The sequence below is a fragment of the Amycolatopsis lexingtonensis genome, from assembly GCF_014873755.1.
Taxonomy (GTDB): Bacteria; Actinomycetota; Actinomycetes; order Mycobacteriales; family Pseudonocardiaceae; genus Amycolatopsis; species Amycolatopsis lexingtonensis.
Window position 1 is genome coordinate 6,795,784 of record NZ_JADBEG010000001.1, and the last position, 22,917, is coordinate 6,818,700.

Below are 22,917 nucleotides of genomic sequence, written 5' to 3' on the forward strand. Positions count from 1 at the left end.
GCTCTACTTCTTCGCGTACTTGATCGACGACGCGACGAGCTCGGTGCGCGCCCCGCTGGCGGCGCGGATGGCGGCGCGGCGGGCGTTGATCGGCTCGTCCTGGATCTTGGCGTGCAGCTTGAGGATCGCGTCCAGCAGCATCTCCGGCCGCGGCGGGCAGCCGGGCAGGTACATGTCGACCGGCACGATGTGGTCGACGCCCTGGACCACGGCGTAGTTGTTGAACATGCCGCCGGAGGAGGCGCAGACGCCCATGGCGAGCACCCACTTGGGCTCGGCCATCTGGTCGTAGATCTGGCGCAGGACCGGGGCCATCTTCTGCGTGACGCGCCCGGCGACGATCATCAGGTCGGCCTGCCGCGGCGTCGCGCTGAAGCGCTCCATGCCGAAGCGGGCGATGTCGTAGCGGGAACCGCCGACGGTCATCATCTCGATCGCGCAGCAGGCGAGCCCGAACGTGGCCGGCCACATCGAGTTCTTCCGCGCCCAGTTGACGAGACCTTCGAGGCTGGCCAGCAGGATGCCGTTGGGGAGTTTCTCTTCGAGGCCCATGGGTCTAGTTCCAATCCAGGCCGCCGCGCCGCCACACGTAGGCGTACGCGAAGCCGACCGTCGCGATGAACAGCAGGATCTCCACCAGGCCGAACGTGCCCAGCGCGTCCGCCTGCACGGCGAACGGGTAGAGGAAGACCATCTCGATGTCGAACAGGATGAACAGCATCGCGGTGATGTAGTACGCGACCGGCATCCGGCCACCGCCGACGAGCGGCTGCGGGGACGGCTCGATGCCGCACTCGTACGCCTCGAGCTTCGCCTTGTTGTAGCGGCTGGGGCCGACGAGCGGGCCCAGCAGCACCGACAGCACGGCGAAGCCGAGCGCCAGGACGAACAGGATCACGATGGGCAGGTAGGGCTTCAGACTGGGAGCCTCTTGCGCCAGCTGCACCGTGTCGGTTCGGGTCAGCAACGTCAGCACGGGGTCTTCGCCATCCTTTCCGCGCCGATGCGGTTGTGCTTGTGGTGGGGAACCGCTTGGCCTCGTCGGCACCCTAAGGGACCTGGGTCACACCGCCGAGGGTCAGGGTCTCCTTACGGCCCGTGGCTGGACCGGGAGGTGCTTGTGAAATAGTTCACAAGCCACTCGTCGTGGATGTGAAGCGATTCACAAAGCATGGGGGGAGTCTAGGACGCGACTCACACTCTTGTCCCTAGGCCCCCGTGTTATAAGGGTGCCCTAAGTTCCGGCGCCATCGTTGTCGCGACACGATGACGGCCCGCGCGCGACCTGCGCGAAGGCCGTTCAAGATCGGCTGGCGGCCGGACAAAACGGACATCGTGGTGTGAGCTATCCCACTGGCCGTACGGCCAACTTGCTAGGCCACCCGAGTGCCCGCGCGCGCAAAGGTCGGCACTTTCACGTGAAAGTGCCGACCTGGGGCCCGCACTTTCACGTGAAAGTGCGGGGTTGGCCGGGGTCAGCGCGGGGAGGGAGCAGCCTTCGCGAGGGCCGAGATCAGGCGGTCGACACCGTCGCCGCCCTTGGCGTCGTAGCAGCCGGAGAGGCCCTTGTAGACCAGCGGCAGCAGCTTGTTGATGCGCAGGCCGTACTTGGTGCACGCGTGCATGATCTTCGGCTTGCCGATGATCTTCGCGAAGACGTTGCCCAGCTGGTAGTAGCCGCCCATCAGCTCGCCGACCGCGCGCGGGTACGCCTCCAAAGCCCGCTCGCGCGAAGGGCCTTCGCGCCGGGCCAGGGCCTGGACCACGACCTCCGCCGCGATCTGCGCGGATTCCATCGCCGCCGAGATGCCTTCGCCGTTGAACGGGCTGACCATGCCGCCCGCGTCGCCGAGCAGCAGCAGGCCGTCGCGGTAGTGCGGGGTGCGGTTGAAGCCCATCGGGAGGCCGGCGCCGCCGACCTTGCCGATCGCGTTCTCCTCGCGGTAGCCCCACTCCTCCGGCGTCCCGTCGAGCCACTGGCGCAGCAGCGCGCGGTAGTCGGTGTTCCGGAACGACGCCGACGTCGACAGCATGCCGAGGCCGACGTTGACCGTGCCGTCGCCGAGCGGGAACGCCCAGCCGTAGCCCGGCAGCAGCTTCGAGTCCCGCGGGTCGGACTTGTCCCACAGCTCGAGGTGGCCCTCGATGAACGGGTCGTCGTGGCGCGGGCTCTTGTAGTACTGGCGCACCGCGACGCCCATCGGGCGCTTCTCGTTCTTCTGGATGCCGACGCTGAGCGCGAGCCGCGCGGACACGCCGTCGCAGGCCAGGACCAGCGGCGCGCGGTAGTGCACCGGCGTCTTCTCCGGACCGACCTTCGCCTCGACGCCGACCACGCGCCCGCTCGCGTTGGTGATCGCGCTGGTCACCGTGGTGCGCTCGTACAGCCGCGCGCCCGCCTTCACCGCGAGCTTCGCGAGGAGGTCGTCGAAGTCGTGGCGGGTGCGGGAAACGCCGTACGGCGGGTAGCTCGTCAGGTCCGGCCAGTCGAGTTCGAGCGTCAGGTCACCGGTGAGGATCCGCAGGCCGCGGCTGTGCACCCAGCCGGCGTCCTCGCTGGTGTCGATGCCCAGGTCGATGAGCTGCTTGACGCCGCGCGGGGTCAGGCCGTCGCCGCAGACCTTCTCGCGCGGGAACTCGGTCTTCTCCAGCAGCAGGACGTCGACGCCCGCGCGCGCCAAGTAGGTGGCCACGGTGGACCCAGCGGGTCCGGCGCCGACGACGATGACTTCGGCGTCCTGGTCTGCGGTGCGACGACTCATGAACGCGAGTTTAGGCAGGCTTGCGCGCTCGGTGGATCGCCACGACGCCGAATGTGAGGTTCAACCACTCGACGTCGGCCCAGCCCGCGCTCGCGATGATCTCGCCGAGCGTGCGCTGGTCAGGCCAGGCCAGCATCGATTCGGCCAGGTAGGAGTACGCCTCGGGGTTCGACGACGTCCGCTTGCCGACCCAGGTCAGCAGCTTCAGCATGAACCGCCGGTGGATGAACCGGATCGGGGCGAACGGCGGGGTCGAGACCTCGCAGATCACCAGCCGGCCGCCGGGCTTGACCACCCGGGCGATCTCGGTGAGCGCCGCCTTCGTGTCGACGAAGTTGCGCAGCGCCAGGGAGATCGTCACGGCGTCGAAGCTGTCGTCGGCGAACGGCAGGTTCAGCGCGTCCGCGGCGACCATCGGGACCTTGCGGTGCAGCCCGGCGCGGAGCATGCCGAACGAGAAGTCCGCCGCCAGGCACCAGGCGCCACCGCGGGCGTACTCGACGGTGGACACCCCGGTGCCGGCGGCCAGGTCCAGGACCTTCTCGCCGCGGCGGGCGTCGAGCACGCGGGCGGTGGTGGTGCGCCAGCGGCGGTCGAAGCCGAAGGTCATGAACGAGTTCGCCCGGTCGTACCCGTCCGCGACGCCGTCGAACATCGCGGCGACTTCGTGCGGGTCCTTGTCCAGGCTTGCGCGTGACATGGCTTGAGATTAGTCGCGTGGCTTGACGAAGGTTGCGAGCACCAGCCAGACGAGCCCGCCGAAGCGCGCGACCGGGATCAACGGGTAGAGCACGTCGGTCAGCATGCTCAGCCCCGAGAGCCCGGCCAGCGCGGCGACGACGTAGCCGGTGACCGCCAGCCACTTCCGTTCGGTGCGCGCCACGTCCGCGATGAGCAGCGCGAGCGGGACCGCGAACCCGAACGCGCCCGCGGCGAAGGCCAGCGAGGTGAACGGGCGGGCGACGTCCGGGTTCTGGGCGGCGGTCCAGGTGGCGAGGCCGCTCAGCAGCAGCGACCCCGACGCGAGCAGGCCGCCCGCGTAACCGAGTTGCGGTGGTCTGGCGGCCGCCGTCCAGACCGCGAGGGACAGCCCGGCGCCGAAGACGACGAGGGCCAGCAGCTGGACGAGCCCCTGGTGGGCGGCGTCGTAGGCGGCGACTTCGGCCGCGGACGAGTCCGGGCGGGTGCCGGTGGCGCCGAGGACTCCCCCGGCGACGGTGAACAGGCCGTAGGCGATGACCGCGATTCGTTTCATGTCATAAACGATTACACTGGTGTAATGGATTGTCAACGACTACGGTTTCGGGCATGAACGGTTTCGGCAGCGCGTTCCTGCTGGCCCAGGTGGGTGCGCACGCGGCGCAGCGGTTCACCGAGCGGATCGGCGAGCTGGACCTGACGCCGCCGCAGGTCGGGCTGTTGCGGCTGGTCGCGTCGCGGCCGGGGCAGAGCCAGCAGGCGATCGCGGCCCAGCTCGGCACCCCGCCGACGCGCCTGGTCGCGCTGGTCGACGGGCTGGAGAAGCGCGGGCTGGTCGAGCGCCGCCGAAACCCTGACGACCGGCGGCTCTACGCGCTGGAGCTCAGCGAGGACGGGCGCGCGTTCATGGGCCGCGTCGCCCAGGCCGCGGCCGCCCACGACCGCGCGCTCACCGCGGCGCTGTCGGACGACGAGCGCGCGAGCCTCCACGCCCTCCTCACCAAGATCGCCGCCGACCAGGGCCTCACCCCCGGCGTCCACCCCGGCTACGGAAAGCCGTGAAGCTCAGCGGAAGGCGGCCAGCATCCCGGCCACCGCGGCGGGCCAGGTGAACTGCTCCGCCCGGGCACGGGCCGCCGCGCGGCGCAGGTCTTCGGGGCTGTCGAGGAGGTTCGTCACGGCGGAGGCGAACGCGGGCGCGTGATCGTCGACCGCCGCGCCGCACCCCGGGCCGACGATCTCCCGCAGCGCCGACGACGCCGACACCACCACCGGCGTCCCGGACGCCAGGGCCTCCAGCGCGGCGAGCCCGAACGTCTCGTGCGGGCCGGGCGCCAGGGAGACGTCCGCGCTGGCCAGGAGCCGCGCGACGTCGCCGCGGCCGGACAGGAAGCCCAGGAACGTGACCGGCAGGCCGCGCGCCCGGCGTTCCAGCGCGCGGCGGCGGGGGCCGTCGCCCGCCACCACCAGCCGCACCTTCACACCGGCCTCGGTCAGCGAAGCGACGGTGTCCACGCTGCGCTCCACGTGCTTCTCCGGCGACAGCCGTCCACAGTGGACGAGCAGGGCGTCCGCGCCGCCGGCCAGGTCGGTGCGCCAGCCGTCGTCGCGCATGGCGGGCCGGAACGTCGCGAGGTCGACGCCGAGCGGCACCCGGTGGACGTTCGGGGCGGCGATCCGGTCGAACTCCGCGCGCGCGAACGCCGTCGTGCAGACCACCGTGTCGTAGCTCTCGGCCATCCGCCGGTTCGCGACGTCGGCGACGCGGCGCGCCACCGGCTCGGGCAGCAGGAACTGCTCCAGCAGCCGGTCGAGGCGCTCGTGCGAGATGACCGTGCTGGGGACGCCGTGGCGCCGCGCCCAGCCACCCATCCCGCGCAGCGTCAACCGGTCCGACACCTCCAGCCGGTCCGGTTCGAGTCTTCGCAGCACCGCGCGGACGCGGTGCGGGTCGACCGCGCGGTACCCGCCGGTGCCCGGAATCTTGGGCGCGGGCAAGGAAAACCGCCGCACACCGGTCGGCAGGACTTCGTCGGCGTACCGGGTGCCGGGCACCACGAGCGTCACCCGGTGGCCGCTCGCGACGTAGCCGGCGCCCAGGTGGTGCAGCGCGGTGCGGAGCCCGCCCGAACGCGGCCCGTAGAAGTTCGCGAGCTGGACGATGTGCATGTCAGGCCGCGCGGACGGCCCGGCCCCGCACGGCTTCGTAGTGCCCCACGAGCTCGTGGCAGACGGCCGGCCAGGTCCTGCCGAGCACGACCTTGCGCGCCTTCTCGCCGAGCCTCGCCCGCAGCGCCGCGTCGCGCAGCGCGTCGACCTTCTCGACCAGCGCCGGGCCGAACAGCTCGCGCTCGGCGGGCAGCAGGTAGCCGGTGCGGCCGGGCAGGACGAGGTCCTTCGGGCCGCCCGCGTCCGGGGCGAGCACGGGCAGGCCGGACGCCATCGCCTCCTGCACCGCCTGGCAGAACGTCTCGTGCGGTCCCGTGTGGACGAAGACGTCGAAGCTCGCGTACGCCTTGGAGAGCTCTTCGCCGTACTTCGCGCCGAGGAAGGCCGCGCCGGGCAGCTGTTCTTTCAGCGCGGGCAGTTCGGGCCCGTCGCCGACGACGACCAGCCGGATCCCCGGCACCCCGGCCAGCGCGGCCAGCCGGTCGACTTCCTTTTCCGGCGCCAGCCTGCCGACGAACCCGACGAGCAGCTCGCCGTCCGGCGCCAGCTCGGCTCGCAGCGCCGGGTCGGCGTGCGACGGCGAGAAGCGGTCGATGTCGACGCCTCGCGCCCACCGGTGCACGCGCGGGACGCCGTGCAGCTCCAGCTGCGCGACCGAGTCGCTGGACGGCGCGAGCGTCCGGTCGGCGCGCGAGTGCAGCCGCCGCACCCAGCGCCAGGCGGCGCGCGCGGCGATGCCGAAGCCGTACGCGGCGGCGAACCCGGCGATGTCGGTCTGGTAGACGGCGATCGACGGCACGCGCAGCCGCCGCGCCGCCGCGAGCCCTCTCGCGCCGACGACGAACGGCGACGCCAGGTGCACGACGTCCGGCCCGAACGCGCTGAGCGCGTTCAGCACCGTGCGCGTCGGCACGCCGATCGGCAGGGAGTTCACGCCGGGGAAGTCCAGCGCGGGGATCCGGACCACCGGGGCGCCGCGGTAGGAGTCCGGGCCGGGGCCGGGCGCGATGATCAGCACGTCGTGCGCGCGTTCGCGCAGGTGCTCGACGACCCGCAGGACGGAGTTGGTCACGCCGTTCACCTGGGGCAGGAAACTTTCGGTGACTATGGCGACTCGCACGTCTTGGACGATCGCACCCGATCCTGGCGACCGCGTGACACGGCGGCCAACGCTGCCGGAACAGATCGGCTACGACATGTCATCTCAAGGTCGTGTCCCGGAAACCAGGGTGACCCAGACTAAGCAGGCATGACCCTCTTGTCCTCCCGGCCGCCGCGGCCCGTCGAGCCCGGCCTGCTGTCGAGGGCGCTCGAAGTGGCCGGACGGCTGGCCAACGACGCCACCGACGTGATCACCGCGACCGCCGGCCGCGGCGCCCACCCGTCGACGCTGGACTCGCCCTTCGACTGGGTCACCGACACCGACCGCATCCTGGAGCGCCACACGCGGCGCGTGCTGACGGCGGAGTTCCCGGGCATCCCGGTGGTCGGCCACGAGTTCGGCGCCGACCACGGCGCGGACGTCGCCGAGTACCGCTGGGTGGTCGACTCGGTGGACGGGACGGCGAACTACGTGGCCGGCGTGCCCTGGTGCGCCTACAGCCTGGCGCTGGTGGACGAGGCCGGACCGGTGGTGGGGGTGGTCGCGGACCCGTACCGCGCCCAGATCTACGCCGCGGCGCGCGGACGAGGGGCCCGCGCGAACGGCAAGCCGGTCCGGCTGACGGACCGCTGCGTGACGGCGGGCGCGCTGGTCTGCACGGAGTTCGCGAGGAAAGGGCCGTGGCCGGGCATGGGCGGCTTCATCGAGCGGGCCGCGGCGGCCCACGCGGGGGTCCGGGTGCTGGGGTCGGCGGCGCTGTCGATCGCCCAGGTGGCACTGGGCCACGCGGCGGCGGCGGTGCTGCACAGCTACCACGAGTGGGACGTGGCCGGGTCCGTGGCGATGGCGATCGAGGCGGGCGCGGTGGTGCTGGACCGGCACGGGGAGGACACGGCCCTGCCGACGGACGGCCTCCTGGTGGCGGCGCCGGGGGTGGCCGACGAGGTGCTGGGCTGGTGGCAGGAGACCGCGCACGCGGGCTGAGCGCCACTTTCACGTGAAAGTGCCGCTTTGGGCCCGGTCGCGCGGTCGGCGGCGGAGGTCATGAACGAGTCGTTCACCGCGTCCGACGACAGGGTCCCGGCAAAGTCGGGTCGGTGCGGTCCGCAGCGGTGCGCCAGCGTCTTGAATGACTCATTCAGGACCTCCGAAGACCTGAATGAGTCATTCAAGACGTGGGGCGAGCGGGTCACCGTCGGCGGAGTGGCCTGGCCGCGCGACTTTGCCGAAGCCCTGGCGTCCGACGACGTGAACGAGTCGTTCATGGCGTCGGCCCAGCCACGGCGGTCGGTCATGCCGCCGCTGCGAGTGGCTGGGAAGGTCGCGAATGACTCATTCGGGACCGCGGAGGTCGCGAATGAGTCATTCGCGACCTCCGGTTACGTATCCGCCGCCGCTTTCACGTGAAAGCGGCGGTCGGTCAGGCTGCTGCCGGGGCCGGGGCGGCGCGCTTGTTCGCCCGGCGGATCCACCACAACAGCGGGCCCGCCACCAGCCACGTGAAGAGGATGAAGCTCCCGAGCGGCAGCAGCGTCAACGTCGCCGAGCGGCCCGCCACCCTGGCCAGCTCCGGGTCGGACGCGTCGTACTCGATGCGGACCAGCTGGCCCGCCGCCAGGCCGTCCGGGTACAGGACGCCGTTCGCCGGGCTGTGGACGATGCCGTCCGGGGTTTCGAAGTGGATGATCGTGCGGTCGAACGCCACCGAGTCGACCGTCGCGGTCGCGGTGCCGAGCTGGGCGGAGATCGCGCCGTCGTTGCGGATCGCCGCGAACAGCAAGCACACGCACATCACGGTGAGGAGCGAGGCGACGCCGAGGGTGGCCCACCACCCGACGCGCCTCGCCCGCTCACCTCTCGTGCTCACGCCGCGAGCGTAGCGGTCTTGCTCAGTGCGCGTGTTCCGCGGCGAGGAACCGGTGGTTCGCCTGGATCTGGTCGAACGACTTCGGCTTCGCCGGGGCAGCGAAGCGGGAAACCGCCGCCGCGCCGTTCGGGCCCACCGCGGGCTTGCCCGCCGTGTACAGCCAGGTCTGGAACAGGTCGTGCAGCGGCTTGCCCGAGATCTTCTCCGCCAGCGCGATGAACTCCAGGATCCGGCCGTCCTTGCCGCCCTTCTGGACCTGCCACGTCTGCAGGATCTTGAAGAACGCCTCGTCGCCGACCGCGGTCCGCAGCGCCTGCAGCGTCAGCGCGCCGCGGTCGTACACGGCGTTGTCGAACTGGTTGTCCGCGCCCGGGTCGGCCGGGACGAGCTTCCACAGGTCGGCGTCGGCCGCGTTGGAGTCGTAGGTGTACTGCGCCAGCTCGGCGACCGTGCCCTCGCCCTCGTGCTCCGACCAGAGCCACTCGGCGTAGGACGCGAAGCCCTCGTTCAGCCAGATGTCGCTCCAGCGGCCGAGGGAGACGTTGTCGCCGTACCACTGGTGCGCGTTCTCGTGCGCGATCAGCGTCGTGTTCGAACCCGCGCGGAAGTTGCGGGCGCCGTAGGTCGGCCGGGTCTGGTTCTCCAGGGAGAACGTGATGCCGCTGGTGACGACGCCGCCCTCCGCCTCGAACGGGTACGGGCCGAACTGGGTGGCCAGGAACTCGTTGATCTCCGGCGTCCGCTCGACGCTCGCCTTCGCCGCGTACAGCGAGTCGCCGAGGTCGGCGCCGTACGCGGTGACGAACGGCTTGCCGTCCGGCGTCGTGGACTGGACCAGCTCGTACTTGCCGACGATGAACGACGTCAGGTAGGTGGCCTGCGGCTTGGTGCTGCGCCACTGCCAGCGCGTCCAGCCCGCCCGGCTCTTCGTGGTGCGCACGAGCGAGCCGTTGGAGATGGCAACGTTGTCGTCCGGGGCTTCGATCGAGACGTCGTAGGTCGCCTTGTCGGTCGGGTGGTCGTTGGCCGGGAACCACCACGCCGAGCTCTGCGGCTCGTCGATGCCCAGCGCGCCGAACGACCCCTTCTTCCAGGCGTTGAGGCCGTCCACCTGCTCGGTCGACGGCGTGTCCGAGTAGGCCACGACGACCGTCGCGGTCTGGCCCTTGAGCAGCGGCTGCGCCGGGGTGACGACGAGCTCGCCGTTGCCGGTCTGGTTCGTGAACTGCGCCGGGCGGTTGTTCACGCGCACGCTCGACGCCTTCAGCGCGAAGTCGAGGTCGAACCGCGAGAGGTCCTGCGTCGCGGTGAGCAGCAGCGTGGTGGTGCCGGCCAGCACGTCGGTCGCGGGCTGGTAGGTAAGGCGGATGTCGTAGTGCAGCACGTCCGTGCCGCCGTTGCCGGCGTTCGGGTAGTACGCGTCACCGATGCCGGGAGCACCGGGTGACGGGGCCGCACTGGCGGTGCCGGCGAGCAGCACCGAGGCGACCCCGGCCGCGAGCACACCGAGGCCGGTGCGAGTTCTTGCACGCATTCGAATCCCTCCAACGGGTGAGGTTCAGCGCGCTCGAACGTAGCCAGCCAAGGGGGTGCCAGGTACCGGCGAAGGAAGGTTCTTACCTCCTGGGACCCGGTCCGGAAACCGGTTGACTCAGGCCGAGGAGACCGCCGCGGACACCGCCGCGCGCAGGCGGGCGTGCAGGTCGCGGTGCCGGGCGCGGTCCACCCGCACCTCGACGACCCGCAGGCCGGGTGCCGGGGCCAGCGCGGCCCGGAACTCCGTCAGCGTCTCCGCCACGACGTGCGGGACGCGGTACCCGGCGCACAGCGCGCCCAGGTCGGCGCCGTGCGGGGTGCCGAAGACGCGTTCGAAGCTCGCCGCGTGTTCCGGCGCGCCCTGCTCCAGCAGCGAGAAGATGCCGCCGCCGTCGTCGTTCAGCACCACGATCGTCAGGTCCGGGCGCTGCTCGGCCGGGCCGGTCAGCAGGCCGGAAGCGTCGTGCAGGAACGTCAGGTCGCCCAGCAGCGCGTACGACGGCCCGCGGTGGACGTACGCGGCGCCGATCGCCGTGGACACCGTGCCGTCGATGCCCGCGACGCCGCGGTTGCGGTGCACCAGGACGTCCGGGCGCAGCCGCCCGGCGAGCGCCACGTCCCGGGTCGGGTTGGACGAGCCCACGACCAGCAGCGAGTCCGGCGGCAGCGCGTCCACCAGCTCGGTCGCCACGCGCAGCCCGCTGGGCCACGGCTCTTCGGCCAGCGTCGCGGCGACGGCGGCCGCGGCGGCCTCGTCGGCGCGGCGCCAGCTCGCCAGCCACTCCGGGTCGGCGGGCTTGGTCGGCTCGTCGAACCACTGCCCGACCTGCCGGACGTTGTGCGCCGGCGCCGGCCAGTCCGAGTCCGGCCGGACCAGCAGCACCTCCACCGAGGCGTCCGAGAGCACCTTCTGGATCTGCCGGAACACCGTCGGGCGGCCCAGGCAGAGCACCTGCTCCGGCTTGTGCCGCGAGATGAACTCCTCCACGCCCAGCAGCCACGCGCCGGACGAGATCGCCGTGCCGCCGGACAGCCCGATCCCGCCGGTCTCCGAGATCACCGGCCAGCCGTGCTGCTCGGCCCACTCGCTGGCCGCCTGGACGCCGGTGTCGCACGCGATCACCAGGCCGTGGCGCGCCGACGGCACCACGAACGACGGCAGCGCGCCGAAGTCGGGCAGCTCGGTCCAGCGGGAGCCGTCGGGACGGCCGTCCAGGGACTCGTACCACTCGCCGTCGTCGTTCACATCGGGGACGAGCGGCTCACGGAACGGGATGTTCAGGTGCACCGGCCCGCAGCGCCACTCGCCGTAGGCGGCGTTCCAGGCGCGGCAGATCTGGCTGCGCCAGTACGAGTTCTGCCCGGCCCGCCGCTCGGCGACGGCCAGCTCGTCGAAGTACCGGATGGCGTCGCCGTAGAGCTGGTGCTGGTCGATGACCTGCGACGCGCCTGCGGCCCGCAGCTCGGGCGGCCGGTCGGCGGTCAGCACGATCAGCGGGACACCCGCCCGGTCGGCCTCCAGGACCGCCGGGTGGAAGTTCGCGGCCGCGGTGCCGGACGTGCAGAGCACGGCCACCGGGCGGCCGGTGCGCGCGGCGATGCCGAGGGCGAGGAACGCGGCCCCGCGCTCGTCGATGCGGACGTGGAGCTGGAGCTTCCCGGCCGCCGCCGCGTCATACAGCGCGATCGACAGCGGCGCGTTGCGGGAGCCCGGGCAGAGGACGACGTGCGAAACGGTGTTGCGGACGAGTTCGTCGACGATGACCCTGGCCTGCGCGGTGGAAGGGTTCACCGGCAGGCTCCGAACAGATCACAAGTGTCCACAGGTCCTATTCTCCCAAACGTGGATGACGCCCGAGTTTCCGAGCTGTTCGATCCGGCCGCGTGGACCGAGGTCGAAGGTTTCGCCTTCACCGACATCACCTACCACCGCTCCGCCGAGAGCCGCGGCGGCAAACGCGTCGTGCGCGTCGCGTTCGACCGCCCGGAGGTCCGCAACGCCTTCCGGCCGCACACCGTCGACGAGCTCTACCGGGCGCTGGACCACGCCCGGATGAGCTCGGACGTCGGGTGCGTCCTGCTCACCGGCAACGGCCCCTCGCCCAAGGACGGCGGGTGGGCGTTCTGCTCCGGTGGTGACCAGCGTATTCGCGGACGCTCCGGCTATCAGTACGCCAGCGGCGAGACCTCCGACACGGTGGACCCCGCCCAGGCCGGCCGGCTGCACATCCTCGAGGTCCAGCGGCTGATCCGGTTCCTGCCGAAACCGGTGATCGCGGTCGTGCCGGGCTGGGCCGCGGGCGGCGGGCACTCCCTGCACGTGGTGTGCGATCTCACCCTCGCCTCGGCCGAGCACGCCAAGTTCAAGCAGACCGACGCCGACGTCGGCTCGTTCGACGCCGGCTACGGCTCGGCCTACCTGGCGAAGATGGTCGGCCAGAAGTTCGCCCGCGAGATCTTCTTCCTCGGCCGCGAGTACTCCGCCGAGCAGATGCACCACATGGGCGCGGTCAACGCCGTCGTCCCGCACGCCGACCTCGAAAAAGAGGCGCTGGACTGGGCGTGGACGATCGTGGGCAAGTCGCCGACGGCGCAGCGGATGCTCAAGTACGCGTTCAACCTCACCGACGACGGCCTGGTCGGCCAGCAGCTGTTCGCCGGCGAGACCACCCGCCTGGCGTACATGCAGGACGAAGCCGTCGAAGGCCGCGACGCGTTCCTGCAGAAGCGCGACCCCGACTTCAAGGACGTCCCCTATTACTACTGAGCTGCTCCCGATCCACCTCGATGGCTCCCCCGGCGCCCTCGAGACCCTCGACCGCGCGGTCGCGGACGCCCTCGGCGGCGGCCCGGCGGTGCTGCCCTTCGCCGACCCCGCGCTGCGGGACGCGATGGCGCCGGGCGAGCCCGCCGAGCCGGACACCGCCGTGGTCATCGCCACCTCCGGCTCGACCGGCGCGCCGAAGGGCGTGCTGCTCTCGGCCCGCGCGCTGGTCGCGTCCGCCGAGGCCACGCACACCCGGCTCGGCGGCCCCGGCCACTGGCTCCTGGCGACGCCGGCGCAGTACATCGGCGGGCTGCAGGTGCTGGTCCGCGCCCGGCTGGCCGGGACCACGCCGGTGTTCCTGACCGGCACCGGCTTCCGCCCAGACGACTTCGCGGCCGCGGCGGCCAAGCTCTCCGGCGGCCCGCGCTACACCGCGCTGGTGCCGACCCAGCTGGTCCGGCTGCTCGACGACGGCGGCGCGGGCCTGGCCGCGGCGAAGACGTTCGACGCGATCGTGCTCGGCGCCGCCGCGACCACCCCCGCCCTGCGTGAACGCGCCGCCGACGCCGGGATCCGGATCGTGCCCGCGTACGGGATGAGCGAGACGGCCAGCGGCTGCGTCTACGACGGCGTCCCCCTGGACGGCGTCCGCGTCGACCTCGACGGCGGCCGGATCCGCATCGCCGGCACCGTCCTCGCCCACGGCTACCGGCTCCGCCCGGACCTGACCGCGGCGGCCTTCGAGGACGGCTGGTTCACCACGTCCGACCGCGGTGTCCGCCACGCCGACGGCCGCATCGAGGTGCTGGGCCGCGCCGACGACATGATCAACACCGGCGGCGTGAAGGTGTCGGCCAACGCGATCGAACGCGTGCTGTGCGCGCAGCCCGGCGTGCGCGACGCGTGCGTCGTCGGCCTGCCGGACCCGGAGTGGGGCGAGGCGGTGGTGGCGCTGGTCGTCCCGGCGGGCGAGCCGGGCGACCTGCGCGCGGCGGTCCGCGCGGAACTCGGCCCGGCGTCGACGCCGAAGCGCATCGAGTTCGGCACCGAGCTGCCCCTGCGCGGCCCGGGCAAGATCGACCGGGCGGCGGTGAAGACCCGGCTCCAGCCGGGTTCGCGCGGCTGAATGGCGGCACTTCGTTGACATTCACGGCGTGCGCACGCTTGGCTACCCACCATGACGCGCTGGCTACGCACCGCCCTGATCAGCACCGCCGTCGCTCTGGGGGTCCTCCTTCCCGCGAGCGCGGCACTGGCCGACGGCCCCGCCGTGGACCCGAACAGCGGCCAGCTCACCTGGCAGCTGCCGACGACCGACTGATCCCCGGCCCGCCCGGCGGGAACCGTGCCAACCCCTCGATGGCACGGGTCCCTCCGGGCGGGCCGGTGTTCCCTCACCCTGCTCCCCGCACCTTGCGCATACCTTGCGGACCGCATGAACGAGCTGGCCGCACGCGATGGCCGGGTTCCCGCCGGGCACTGATCGACATGGCGTTGAATGGCGCCATGGCTTCAGTGAGCGAGTGGATCGAGGGGGCCCGGCCGCGGACGCTGCCCAACGCGGTGGCGCCGGTGGTGGCGGGGGTCGGCGCGGCGGTCGCGCTGGACGCGTTTTCCTGGTGGCGTTCGGTGCTGGCGCTGCTGGTCTCGCTCTCGCTGATCGTCGGCGTCAACTACGCCAACGACTACTCCGACGGCATCCGCGGCACGGACGAGAACCGCGTCGGGCCGCTGCGTCTGGTCGGTTCGGGAGTAGCCGCGCCGAAGGCCGTGCTGACCGCCGCACTGGTCTCGCTGGGGCTGGCCGGGGTGCTGGGGCTCGTGCTGGTCGTCGCCAGCGGGCACTGGTGGCTGCTCGTCATGGGCGCGCTGTGCATCCTCGGCGCGTGGTTCTACACCGGCGGCAAGAAGCCCTACGGCTACTACGGCTTCGGCGAGATCGCCGTGTTCGTCTTCTTCGGGCTGGCCGGCGTGCTCGGCACCGTCTACGTCCAGGCGGGCCGGGTCAGCTGGGCCGCACTCGCCTGCGCGGTCGCGGTCGGGTCCTTCTCGACGGCGGTCCTGACGGCCAACAACCTGCGCGACATCCCCACCGACATCGAGTCCGGCAAGCGCACCCTGGCCACCCGCCTCGGCGACGGCGGCACCCGGCGGCTCTACCTGGTGCTGATCGCGGTGCCGTACGTGCTGAGCATCGTCCTCGGGATCTCCCAGCCGCTGCTGCTGATCACGCTCGTGACCGCTCCCCTGCTGCTCAAGTCGGTGCGCGCGGTGGGCGGCGGGCAGCAGGGGCGGGCGCTGATCCCGGCGTTGCGGGACACCGGTCTGGCGATGCTCGCCTGGGCCGTGCTCGCCGCCGTGGCGCTGAGCTTCTAGCCCTCCGGGACGAAGAACTTCCCGGTCGTCAGGAACTCCTCGAACATCGCCTTGTGCGGCGCGATGTCCAAGCCCTGCTGGGCCAGCCACTCGTCGTTGTAGTACGTGTGCGCGTACCGCTCGCCGCCGTCGCACAGCAGGGTCACGACGCTGCCCGCCTGGCCGTCCTCGACCATGCGGGAGATGAGCCGGAACGCGCCGTAGAGGTTGGTGCCGGTCGAGCCGCCCGCCCAGTGGCCGGTGCGCTCGCGCAGCAGGCGGATGGCCGCCAGGGAGCCCGCGTCGGGCACCTGGAACATCTCGTCGATGACGCCGGGCACGAACGACGGCTCGCAGCGCGGGCGCCCGATGCCTTCGATCCGCGACGGCATCCCGGTGGCGTAATCGGTCGCGCCGGTTTCCCAGGCGCCGTAGAACGACGAGTTCTCCGGGTCGACCACGCAGATCTTGGTCGTGTGGCGCTTGTAGCGGACGTACCGGCCGAAGGTCGCGCTCGTGCCGCCGGTGCCCGCGCCGACCACGATCCACGCCGGGACCGGGTGGCGTTCCGAGCGCATCTGCGCGAACACCGACTCGGCGATGTTGTTGTTGCCGCGCCAGTCCGTCGCGCGCTCGGCGTAGGTGAACTGGTCGAGGTAGTGCCCGCCGCACTCGGCCGCGAGCCGCTCGGCCTCCGGGTACATGGCCGGGGCTTCGTCGACGTAGTGGCATTCGCCGCCGTAGAACTCGATGAGGGCGATCTTCTCCCTCGACGTCTTGCGCGGCACGACGGTGATGAAGCGCAGCCCGAGCATGCGGGCGAAATACGCCTCGGAGACCGCGGTCGAGCCGCTGGAGGCCTCGACGAGCACGGTGTCCGGCCCGATCTGGCCGTTGACCAGCCCGTACAGGAACAGCGACCGGGCCAGCCGGTGCTTCAGCGAGCCGGTCGGGTGGACGGACTCGTCCTTGAGGTAGAGGTCGATGCTCCACTCCGGGGGCAGCGGGAAGACGTGCAGGTGGGTGTCCGCGCTGCGGTTGGCGTCGGCCTCGATGATGCGGACGGCTTCACGGACCCAGCTGCGGCTGTGGCTCATTCGGGCTGCCCGGACGTGTCGCCGCGGAGCTGGGCGCGCAGCTGGGCACGGGCGCGGGCGCGCTTCTCGTTGCGCTTCGCCAGGCCGGCCGTGACCCGGGCGTTGAGGCCGCGGAACAGCAGCAGGCCGAGCGGGAGCCCGACGACCAGGCCGATGAGCAGCGCCACCAGCAGCGGCACGCCGGCCAGGGACAGGCCCCAGGCGATCGCCCCGACCAGCACGAACCGCGCCAGCAGGTACAGCGTCAGGTCACGCGGCAGGTTTCCGGCCTTCTCGTCGCTCACACCAACGCAGGCTACGCCCCGCCCGCCCGGTCCTTCTGCAGGCCCGCGTTGTTCGGGCGGCCCTCGAACCGCGTCGAGAGCACGACCGTGGTGTGCGTCCGCCCGACGCCGGGGATGCGGCGGAGCCGGCCCAGGGTCCGCTCCAGCTCGTCGACGGTCGGCACGCGCACCTTGACGACGAACGCCTCGTCGCCCGCCACCGCGTAGCAGCTCTCGACTTCGTCGAGTTCGCCGAGCGCGTAGGCGACGTCGTCCTCGGTCGCGGTGTCGGTGGGATGGATGCCGACGAGGGCGGTGACGCCGAGCCCGACCGAGCTCGGGTCGACGACCGCGTGGTAGCCGGTGATCACGCCGGCGGCTTCCAGCTTGCCGACCCGCTCGTGCACCGATGAGGCGGACAGCCCGACGGCCCGCCCGAGGTCGGCGTAGGTGGCCCGTCCGTTGATGCGCAACGCCGCGATGATCTTCCGGTCCAACTGATCCACGGGGATCACTCTATGCGGTTGGACAATCCCCCATTGGCACCACACCAGGCCGCCGGTGACCCGCGGGAACGGCGTTCCCGCACTTCACGTCACGAAATAATAGTTGCAGACCGTAAACAAACTGTCCGTTTTGACCTTTAAGGGCTCTTTACTCTTGGACAACCGTTCGAGTACCTGACGGGTGAAGTGCAACGATTGCCGTGTTGGCTACCCCGGCGCGACGGGCAGAAGGGCCCGGATGCCTCCGGTATAGCAGTGAGTTCGTTAAGGAGGCGGAAAATGACCGCGACGATGGGCGGACGCCTGCTCACCCCAGGCGAGGTGGCAGCGCTGTTCCGGGTGGACCCCAAGACGGTGACGCGGTGGGCGACGGCGGGCCGCATCGGCTCCATCCGGACCCCGGGCGGGCACCGCCGGTTCCGGGAGTCCGAGGTGAACGAGCTCCTGGCCGAGCTGACCACCGACGCCAGCGAACCGGCGCGCAACGCCTGAACCAGCTCCGGCGCGGGGCCGTGTCGGGTACGGGGAACAACCCCGTCCCGCGCGGCCCCTTTTCGTTCGCCGCGTCACCCGCCTGACGCGGCGGGAGCCGAAACCCGGCCGAAGAGGCTAACCTCGGGGGACCCACACGGAAGGATCCGGCATGCTCGCTCTGCTCGCGGCGGTCGGCGCGCTGGTCGTCGCCCTGCTCCTGTGGCGGTCGTTCGCCGGTCAGCGGATGGTCCCCTCGACCCCGCGCCGCGCCCCGCTCGCCCCGGACGACGATCCCGACTTCCTGCGCCAGCTGGCCGAACAGCAGCGCAAGCGCCGGGACGAAGAGGGCTGAGCCGCCCGGGCCTGGCCTACCGGTAGCCCTGCGAGAGCGGGGTCGCGAAGCCGTCGGCGACGGTCGCCGCCAGCTCCAGCAGCGCCAGGCGCGTGTCGCCGGTGAGCCGGTCCAGCTCGATCTCCGCGCCTTCCTCCAGGTGCGGGTCGAACGGCACCTTGCAGACCGCCCGGACCTTCGCGCCGAAGTGGGCCGACAGCTTGTCGAGGTCGACCGAGCCGCCCTTGGGGCGGACCGAGTTGATCACCGCGACCGAGCGCTTGACCAGCTCGCCGTAGCCGTGGGCCTCGAGCCAGTCCAGCGTCGCCGAGGCGCTGCGGGCGCCGTCGACCGAGCCGGACGAGACCACCACCAGCGCGTCCGCGACGTCCAGGACGCCCTTCATCGCCGAGTGCATCAGGCCGGTGCCGCAGTCGGTGAGCACGATGTTGTAGAAGTGCTCCAGCAGGTTGACCGTGCGCCGGTAGTCGTCCTCGGAGAAGGCCTCCGACACGGCCGGGTCCTGCTCGCTGGCGAGGATTTCCAGCCGGCTCGAGCCCTGGGACGTGTACGACCGGACGTCGCTGTAGCGCGTGATGCGGGCCGCGTCGCGCAGCAGGTGGCGGACCGTCGCGGTGGTCTCCAGCGGGAGCTTCTGCGACAGCGTGCCGCGGTCCGGGTTGGCGTCCACGGCGACGACCCGGTCGCCGCGCAGGGAGGCGAACGTCGCCCCCAGCGTCGTGGTCACCGTGGTCTTGCCGACGCCGCCCTTCAGCGACAGCATCGCGATCTTGTAGCAGCCGCGCAGGGGCTGGTTGACGCGCGCGATGAGCTCGCGGCGGCGGGTGTCCGCGGGGCTCTCACCCGGGTTGACCAGCTTGCCGCTGCCGACGTAGAGGGCCTTGCGCCAGCCGGACTGCGGGGGCCGCTTGACCTGCTTGACCAGGTGCGCCGTGGACAGGTCGTGGCCGTGGCCCGGCTGCTGCGGCGGCGCCGCGTGCCGCCCGCCCTGGGGCTGCGGCAAGCCGGACGGCTGCTGGGGCTGCTGCGGGTACTGGGCCTGGGCGTACTGCTGCGCCGGGTCGCCGTACTGCGGCTGCAGCGGCGGCAGGTTCTGGTCGTAGCCGTACTGCGGCCCCTGGGGCACCTGGTGCGGCCCGGACACCGCCGGGTTCACCTGGTGCGGCCCCGAGACGGCCGGGTTGACCTGGTGCGGGCCGGACACCGCCGGGTTGGGCGGCGGCGGGACGGCCTGCGTGGGCTGCACGTCGTAGGCCCCGGACGTCTCCGGGTGCGGGTGGGAGTCGGTCCGGTCCTCGGCGAACAGGCCCGGTTGCTGCGGGGCAGCGGCCGGGTCGGCCTGTTCGGGGTGGCCAGGAGCCGATTCTTCGCTGGGTCCGGTCACCGGTGTAAACCTCCGCGCACTCCGCCCGACATCGCACTCCCCCGGTCACGACGGTAGTCGGAGTCCTCCCGGGACGCTCAGCCCACCCCGGCGTAGGAGTGCAAGCCCGCCGTGACGAGGTTCACGAAGAACAGGTTGAAGATGATCGCGGCGAACCCCACGATGTTGATGGCCGCGGCCCGGGCGCCGCGCCAGCCCGCGGTCGCCCGCGAGTGCAGGTACGCCGCGTAGACCACCCAGGCGATGAACGCGACCGTCTCCTTGGGGTCCCAGCCCCAGAACCGGCCCCACGCCGACTCGGCCCAGACCGCGCCGCAGAGCACGCCGAAGGTGAACACCGGGAAGGCGAAGATGGTGGTCCGGTAGGCGATCCGGTCGAGGACGTCGGCCGCGGGCAGCTTCGAGGCGAACCGGGCGTACTTCGTCTCGTCCTTCTCGTAGGCCGCGCGGAACAGGTAGAGCACGCTCGCGACACCCGGCACGAGGAAGACGCCGGAGCCGATGATGGCCGCCGAGACGTGGATGACCAGCCAGTACGACTGCAGCGCGGGCTGGACCGGCGCCGCGATCGTGTACAGCAGCGTGCCGTTGATGAACATCAGGATCACGACGGGCAGCAGCAGGAAGCCGGTGAGGTGCCGGACCGGGAACTTCCACATCACGAGGATCCAGGTGACCACCGTGATGAAGGTGACCGCCATGCCGTACTCGTACATGTTGCCCCACGGCGCGCGGTGCACGGCGAGCCCGCGCAGCACGATCGCCGACAGCTGCAGCAGGGCGCCGAGCACGAGCAGCGACGCGCCCATCTTGCCGATCCGCTCGGGACGGCCGGCCGTGCGCTGCGTGGCCTCGACCTCCTCGACGGGCGGCCCGCCGGCGCCGACGAGCTCGCGCGCCCGGAGCTTCGCCCGCTCGGTGGCGAGCCGGCCCTTGGCGCCGAAGCCCTGCTCGATCAGCGTCATCATCAGCGCGACGACGTAGATCGCCGCGGCGGTGGTGTAGAGCCAGTCGCTGTAGGTCGACAGCGTCTCGTTGATCGGCATGCCTCAGCCCTTCTGACCACTGATCAGGCGTTCACTGATCCGGTGGAACTCTTCGCCGTACCCGGCCTGGTCGGTGCGGGCCAGCCCGGCGACCTCGATCACGGTACCCGGGTCGTCTTCGGTCCCCGGCTTCACCCGCACCCACAGCCGCCGCCGCTTGACCAGCAAGGACGCGCCGAGACCGAGGAACATCGCGATGGCGAAGCCGAGCACGAACCCCTGCGTCGGGTCGTGGGAGACCTGCAGGGACACCCAGTGGTTGACGCCGTCGAAGCGGACCTTCGTGCCGTCGTCGAGCTTGATCTCCTGGCCGACCTTGAGGTTCTCGCGGGCGACCTTCTTCAGCCTGCCGTCGTCCACGAGCGACTGGTCGATCTCGAACACCGACTGCCCGCGCCCGGCGTCGAGGCCGAGGTCGCCGCGCATGATGTCGACCGCGACGGACGGGTCCTTCAGCTCCGGCGCCGACGACGTCAGGACGTTGCCGTGCATAAACGCCGTGGGGGCGAAGAGGCCGGTGACGGCGAGCTGGCGGGTGCGCCGCTGCACCTCGTCGGTGACGCCGGGCTGGTCGAACTTCGTCGCGCCCTCGGCGAGCATCGTGGTCGGGTCGACCGTGCGCCACTGGGTGTTCTGGGTGCGCTTGGTGCCGTCCGGGAAGGTGACCGTGAACTGCGGCGAGTAGCCCTGGCCGAGCAGGTACACGCGGTCGCCGGCGGTCCGCAGCGGGGAGTTGACCTCGAGGCCGTACGGGCGCCAGGTGTTCGTTTCGAGGTCTTCGCCGGACTGGTACTGGATGTTCGCGTGGTAGTACTCCGGCTCGCCGGCCGGGGTGTACCGCACGGTGAAGTCGTTCACCTTCACGCAGAACGGGTCGAGGTCGGTGCCGTCGACGCGCAGCCCGGCGTTGAAGGAGTCGTAGTTGTAGATGCCGGAGTTGCAGAAGCTGTCGCCGTCGGCCTGGACGATGACCTGGCCCTCGTAGCCGAACATCTTGCCCAGCGCGAAGAACACGATCAGGCCGAGCATGCTGAAGTGGAAGACGAGGTTGCCGGTCTCGCGCAGGAATCCGCGTTCGGCGGAGATCGTGCGGACGCCGTCGGCTTCCTCGCGCTCGATCCGGCGCCAGCCCGACAGGTGCTTGTGGACGGTGGCGATCTCCGCTGCGACGTCGGACTTCCCCCGGCCGAGCCGGTAGTGCGGCATCCGGGCCAGGTTGCGCGGGGTCAGCACCGGCTTGGCGCGCATCGCCTTGACGTACTCGAAGCTGCGCGGGGTCAGGCAGCCGACCAGCGAGATCATCAGCAGCAGGTAGATGGCCGAGAACCAGATGCTGGAGTAGACGTCGTAGAACTCGAGCTTGTCGAGCAGGGTGCCCCACCAGCCGTGCGCGCTGATGTACTCGTCGACCTTGGGGGCGTTGAGCTTCCGCTGCGGCAGGAGCGCGCCGGGCAGGGCGGCCAGCGCGAGCAGGAACAGCAGGACGAGCGCGGTGCGCATCGACGTCAGGCCGCGCCAGGTGTTGCGCACGAAGGCGAAGGCGCGCTTCGACGGCGTCGGGCCTTGCGGGGTCTTGGGAGGTGCTTCGGTGGTGGTCACAGCGGTAGCTCCAGGTTGCCCGCGAGCTCGTTGCGGAGCCAGCCCATCAGGTCCCCCCAGACGCCGGTGACCAGCAGGATGCCGACGATCAGCAGCAGCACGCCGCCGAAGACCTGCACCTGGCGGCCGTGGCGGCGCACCCAGTCGGTGGCGCGCACGGCCCAGCGGGCGCCGAGCGCGATGAGCAGGAACGGCAGCCCGAGGCCGAGGCAGTAGACGGCGATCAGCAGGTAGCCGCGGGCCTCGGCCCCGCCGGTGGCGCTGGCCAGCGTGGTGACGGCCGACAGCGTCGGGCCGATGCAGGGCGTCCAGCCGAGGCCGAAGATCGCGCCGAGCAGCGGGGCACCCCAGACGCCGCCGCGCGGGACATGGTGCGAGCGGACCTCGCGCTGCAGGCCGGGGATCCAGCCGAGGAAGACCAGCGCCATGGCGATGGTCAGGACCCCGCCGATGCGCTGCAGGAGGTTCTGGTTGAGCACCAGCGTGTCGGCCAGCCAGACGAGGGTGCCCAGCGTGCCGACGAAGACGACGGTGAACCCGAGCACGAAGAGCAGGGCGGCGCCGAGCACGGCCCAGCGCCCCTTCTTGCGCTCTTCGTCGGCGCTGACCGCGGGGGCGTCCGCGCCGACGAGCGCGGCGAGGTACGCGAGGTACCCCGGCACCAGCGGCACCACGCACGGCGAGGCGAAGGAGATCGTTCCGGCCAGCAGCGCGACGCCCGCGGCGAGCAGCAGCGGTCCGGAGATCGCCAGCTCGGTAACGGAGTTCACCCCGTTGAGGGTAGGGAGTGAGGTCCGGGTGAGAACGCCGGGGCCGCTTCACAGGACCTCGGTCACAGCAGTTCAGGACCTTGGTCCCGCCCGTCCGGCCCCCACCCGAGCGCCCCAATGTGGCGTTCGGTGCGTCAGACGCACCCAATGTGGCGTTCGGTGCGTTGGA

The 22,917-nt window shown here is 71.5% G+C and carries 25 protein-coding genes; 8 read left to right on the forward strand and 17 right to left on the reverse strand.

The window, feature by feature from the left end; genetic code table 11:
* Nucleotides 1-3: 3 nt before the first annotated feature.
* From H4696_RS30940 to H4696_RS30960, 5 genes are all read right to left on the reverse strand, one after another.
* A complete protein-coding gene (locus tag H4696_RS30940; protein ID WP_086863694.1) occupies nucleotides 4-552 on the reverse strand; it encodes a NuoB/complex I 20 kDa subunit family protein in 549 nt (182 codons plus the stop codon).
* 4 nt (nucleotides 553-556) lie between these two features.
* A complete protein-coding gene (locus H4696_RS30945) occupies nucleotides 557-976 on the reverse strand; it encodes an NADH-quinone oxidoreductase subunit A (RefSeq protein ID WP_086863695.1) in 420 nt (139 codons plus the stop codon).
* Between the two features lie 499 nt (nucleotides 977-1,475).
* On the reverse strand, nucleotides 1,476-2,762 hold the full coding sequence (locus H4696_RS30950) for a geranylgeranyl reductase family protein (protein ID WP_192782630.1): 1,287 nt from the start codon (nucleotides 2,760-2,762) through the stop codon (nucleotides 1,476-1,478).
* Nucleotides 2,763-2,772: 10 nt separating this feature from the next.
* Nucleotides 2,773-3,462, reverse strand: a complete 690-nt coding sequence (locus H4696_RS30955; RefSeq protein ID WP_086863783.1) for a demethylmenaquinone methyltransferase — start codon at nucleotides 3,460-3,462, stop codon at nucleotides 2,773-2,775.
* 9 nt (nucleotides 3,463-3,471) lie between these two features.
* On the reverse strand, nucleotides 3,472-4,017 hold the full coding sequence (locus tag H4696_RS30960) for a hypothetical protein (protein WP_086863782.1): 546 nt from the start codon (nucleotides 4,015-4,017) through the stop codon (nucleotides 3,472-3,474).
* Nucleotides 4,018-4,070: 53 nt separating this feature from the next.
* On the opposite strand from H4696_RS30960, the gene H4696_RS30965 reads away from it, so the two are divergent.
* A complete protein-coding gene (locus H4696_RS30965; protein WP_086863781.1) occupies nucleotides 4,071-4,523 on the forward strand; it encodes a MarR family winged helix-turn-helix transcriptional regulator in 453 nt (150 codons plus the stop codon).
* 3 nt (nucleotides 4,524-4,526) lie between these two features.
* Here the strand turns inward: H4696_RS30965 and H4696_RS30970 are convergent, their stop codons facing one another.
* Both H4696_RS30970 and H4696_RS30975 read right to left on the reverse strand, forming a co-directional pair.
* Entirely contained in the window at nucleotides 4,527-5,630 is a 1,104-nt protein-coding gene (locus H4696_RS30970; protein ID WP_086863780.1) for a glycosyltransferase, read from the reverse strand.
* Between the two features lies 1 nt (nucleotide 5,631).
* Nucleotides 5,632-6,702: a glycosyltransferase family 4 protein gene (locus H4696_RS30975; protein ID WP_276328953.1), complete on the reverse strand. Its 1,071-nt coding sequence runs from the start codon at nucleotides 6,700-6,702 to the stop codon at nucleotides 5,632-5,634.
* A gap of 177 nt (nucleotides 6,703-6,879) precedes the next feature.
* Between H4696_RS30975 and H4696_RS30980 the strand changes: the two genes are divergently transcribed.
* Nucleotides 6,880-7,716 (forward strand): inositol monophosphatase family protein, encoded by an 837-nt coding sequence (locus H4696_RS30980; RefSeq protein WP_086863778.1) that lies wholly within the window; start codon nucleotides 6,880-6,882, stop codon nucleotides 7,714-7,716.
* A gap of 436 nt (nucleotides 7,717-8,152) precedes the next feature.
* Here H4696_RS30980 and H4696_RS30985 read toward each other — a convergent pair whose 3' ends face one another.
* The 3 genes from H4696_RS30985 to menD all read right to left on the reverse strand — a co-directional run bounded on the left by H4696_RS30985 (nucleotide 8,153) and on the right by menD (nucleotide 11,927).
* Nucleotides 8,153-8,599, reverse strand: a complete 447-nt coding sequence (locus tag H4696_RS30985) for a DUF3592 domain-containing protein (RefSeq protein WP_086863776.1) — start codon at nucleotides 8,597-8,599, stop codon at nucleotides 8,153-8,155.
* Between the two features lie 22 nt (nucleotides 8,600-8,621).
* Entirely contained in the window at nucleotides 8,622-10,133 is a 1,512-nt protein-coding gene (locus H4696_RS30990; protein ID WP_086863775.1) for a M1 family metallopeptidase, read from the reverse strand.
* Between the two features lie 117 nt (nucleotides 10,134-10,250).
* Complete coding sequence (gene menD / locus H4696_RS30995; protein WP_169735130.1) at nucleotides 10,251-11,927, reverse strand: 2-succinyl-5-enolpyruvyl-6-hydroxy-3-cyclohexene-1-carboxylic-acid synthase; 1,677 nt, start codon at nucleotides 11,925-11,927, stop codon at nucleotides 10,251-10,253.
* A gap of 51 nt (nucleotides 11,928-11,978) precedes the next feature.
* Between menD and H4696_RS31000 the strand changes: the two genes are divergently transcribed.
* From H4696_RS31000 to H4696_RS31015, 4 genes are all read left to right on the forward strand, one after another.
* Nucleotides 11,979-12,902: a 1,4-dihydroxy-2-naphthoyl-CoA synthase gene (locus H4696_RS31000; protein WP_086863773.1), complete on the forward strand. Its 924-nt coding sequence runs from the start codon at nucleotides 11,979-11,981 to the stop codon at nucleotides 12,900-12,902.
* Between the two features lies 1 nt (nucleotide 12,903).
* Nucleotides 12,904-14,028: an o-succinylbenzoate--CoA ligase gene (gene menE / locus H4696_RS31005; protein WP_192783093.1), complete on the forward strand. Its 1,125-nt coding sequence runs from the start codon at nucleotides 12,904-12,906 to the stop codon at nucleotides 14,026-14,028.
* Nucleotides 14,029-14,079: 51 nt separating this feature from the next.
* The gene (locus tag H4696_RS31010; protein ID WP_169735129.1) at nucleotides 14,080-14,223 is read left to right on the forward strand and encodes a hypothetical protein; all 144 of its coding nucleotides are present in this window, start codon (nucleotides 14,080-14,082) and stop codon (nucleotides 14,221-14,223) included.
* 185 nt (nucleotides 14,224-14,408) lie between these two features.
* On the forward strand, nucleotides 14,409-15,278 hold the full coding sequence (locus H4696_RS31015; protein WP_169735128.1) for a 1,4-dihydroxy-2-naphthoate polyprenyltransferase: 870 nt from the start codon (nucleotides 14,409-14,411) through the stop codon (nucleotides 15,276-15,278).
* On the opposite strand, the gene cds1 is transcribed toward H4696_RS31015, so the two are convergent.
* From cds1 to H4696_RS31030, 3 genes are read right to left on the reverse strand one after another with little or no spacing between them, the layout of a single operon-like run.
* A complete protein-coding gene (gene cds1, locus H4696_RS31020; protein WP_086863772.1) occupies nucleotides 15,275-16,354 on the reverse strand; it encodes an L-cysteine desulfhydrase Cds1 in 1,080 nt (359 codons plus the stop codon). The two genes, H4696_RS31015 and cds1, sit on opposite strands and share 4 nt — an antisense overlap.
* Entirely contained in the window at nucleotides 16,351-16,638 is a 288-nt protein-coding gene (locus H4696_RS31025) for a DUF4229 domain-containing protein (RefSeq protein ID WP_192782632.1), read from the reverse strand. The genes cds1 and H4696_RS31025 overlap by 4 nt, the downstream gene beginning before the upstream one ends.
* A gap of 11 nt (nucleotides 16,639-16,649) precedes the next feature.
* The gene (locus H4696_RS31030; RefSeq protein WP_169735218.1) at nucleotides 16,650-17,123 is read right to left on the reverse strand and encodes an Lrp/AsnC family transcriptional regulator; all 474 of its coding nucleotides are present in this window, start codon (nucleotides 17,121-17,123) and stop codon (nucleotides 16,650-16,652) included.
* Nucleotides 17,124-17,402: 279 nt separating this feature from the next.
* Here H4696_RS31030 and H4696_RS31035 point away from each other — a divergent pair, with 279 nt between their 5' ends.
* Together H4696_RS31035 and H4696_RS31040 are read left to right on the forward strand one after the other, a co-directional pair.
* A complete protein-coding gene (locus tag H4696_RS31035; RefSeq protein WP_003081896.1) occupies nucleotides 17,403-17,615 on the forward strand; it encodes a BldC family transcriptional regulator in 213 nt (70 codons plus the stop codon).
* A gap of 151 nt (nucleotides 17,616-17,766) precedes the next feature.
* Nucleotides 17,767-17,949 (forward strand): hypothetical protein, encoded by a 183-nt coding sequence (locus H4696_RS31040; RefSeq protein WP_086865237.1) that lies wholly within the window; start codon nucleotides 17,767-17,769, stop codon nucleotides 17,947-17,949.
* Nucleotides 17,950-17,965: 16 nt separating this feature from the next.
* On the opposite strand, the gene H4696_RS31045 is transcribed toward H4696_RS31040, so the two are convergent.
* The 4 genes from H4696_RS31045 to H4696_RS31060 all read right to left on the reverse strand — a co-directional run bounded on the left by H4696_RS31045 (nucleotide 17,966) and on the right by H4696_RS31060 (nucleotide 22,748).
* Nucleotides 17,966-19,333: a nucleotide-binding protein gene (locus tag H4696_RS31045; RefSeq protein ID WP_192782633.1), complete on the reverse strand. Its 1,368-nt coding sequence runs from the start codon at nucleotides 19,331-19,333 to the stop codon at nucleotides 17,966-17,968.
* Between the two features lie 77 nt (nucleotides 19,334-19,410).
* Nucleotides 19,411-20,379, reverse strand: a complete 969-nt coding sequence (ccsB, locus tag H4696_RS31050; RefSeq protein ID WP_086863378.1) for a c-type cytochrome biogenesis protein CcsB — start codon at nucleotides 20,377-20,379, stop codon at nucleotides 19,411-19,413.
* A gap of 3 nt (nucleotides 20,380-20,382) precedes the next feature.
* On the reverse strand, nucleotides 20,383-21,978 hold the full coding sequence (resB, locus tag H4696_RS31055; RefSeq protein WP_086863379.1) for a cytochrome c biogenesis protein ResB: 1,596 nt from the start codon (nucleotides 21,976-21,978) through the stop codon (nucleotides 20,383-20,385).
* Nucleotides 21,975-22,748, reverse strand: a complete 774-nt coding sequence (locus H4696_RS31060) for a cytochrome c biogenesis CcdA family protein (protein ID WP_086863380.1) — start codon at nucleotides 22,746-22,748, stop codon at nucleotides 21,975-21,977. The genes resB and H4696_RS31060 overlap by 4 nt, the downstream gene beginning before the upstream one ends.
* Nucleotides 22,749-22,917: the final 169 nt, after the last annotated feature.

Excerpts from the sequence above, each read along its gene's own strand:
- H4696_RS31035 (WP_003081896.1), top strand. The coding sequence starts at position 17,403 with ATGACCGCGACGATGGGCGGACGCCTGCTCACCCCAGGCGAGGTGGCA.
- H4696_RS31015 (WP_169735128.1), top strand. The coding sequence starts at position 14,409 with ATGGCTTCAGTGAGCGAGTGGATCGAGGGGGCCCGGCCGCGGACGCTG.
- H4696_RS30970 (WP_086863780.1), bottom strand. The coding sequence starts at position 5,630 with ATGCACATCGTCCAGCTCGCGAACTTCTACGGGCCGCGTTCGGGCGGG.
- H4696_RS31010 (WP_169735129.1), top strand. The coding sequence starts at position 14,080 with ATGACGCGCTGGCTACGCACCGCCCTGATCAGCACCGCCGTCGCTCTG.
- H4696_RS30960 (WP_086863782.1), bottom strand. The coding sequence starts at position 4,017 with ATGAAACGAATCGCGGTCATCGCCTACGGCCTGTTCACCGTCGCCGGG.
- H4696_RS30990 (WP_086863775.1), bottom strand. The coding sequence starts at position 10,133 with ATGCGTGCAAGAACTCGCACCGGCCTCGGTGTGCTCGCGGCCGGGGTC.
- H4696_RS30965 (WP_086863781.1), top strand. The coding sequence starts at position 4,071 with ATGAACGGTTTCGGCAGCGCGTTCCTGCTGGCCCAGGTGGGTGCGCAC.
- H4696_RS30955 (WP_086863783.1), bottom strand. The coding sequence starts at position 3,462 with ATGTCACGCGCAAGCCTGGACAAGGACCCGCACGAAGTCGCCGCGATG.
- cds1 (WP_086863772.1), bottom strand. The coding sequence starts at position 16,354 with ATGAGCCACAGCCGCAGCTGGGTCCGTGAAGCCGTCCGCATCATCGAG.
- H4696_RS31040 (WP_086865237.1), top strand. The coding sequence starts at position 17,767 with ATGCTCGCTCTGCTCGCGGCGGTCGGCGCGCTGGTCGTCGCCCTGCTC.
- H4696_RS30980 (WP_086863778.1), top strand. The coding sequence starts at position 6,880 with ATGACCCTCTTGTCCTCCCGGCCGCCGCGGCCCGTCGAGCCCGGCCTG.
- H4696_RS30940 (WP_086863694.1), bottom strand. The coding sequence starts at position 552 with ATGGGCCTCGAAGAGAAACTCCCCAACGGCATCCTGCTGGCCAGCCTC.
- H4696_RS30950 (WP_192782630.1), bottom strand. The coding sequence starts at position 2,762 with ATGAGTCGTCGCACCGCAGACCAGGACGCCGAAGTCATCGTCGTCGGC.
- ccsB (WP_086863378.1), bottom strand. The coding sequence starts at position 20,379 with ATGCCGATCAACGAGACGCTGTCGACCTACAGCGACTGGCTCTACACC.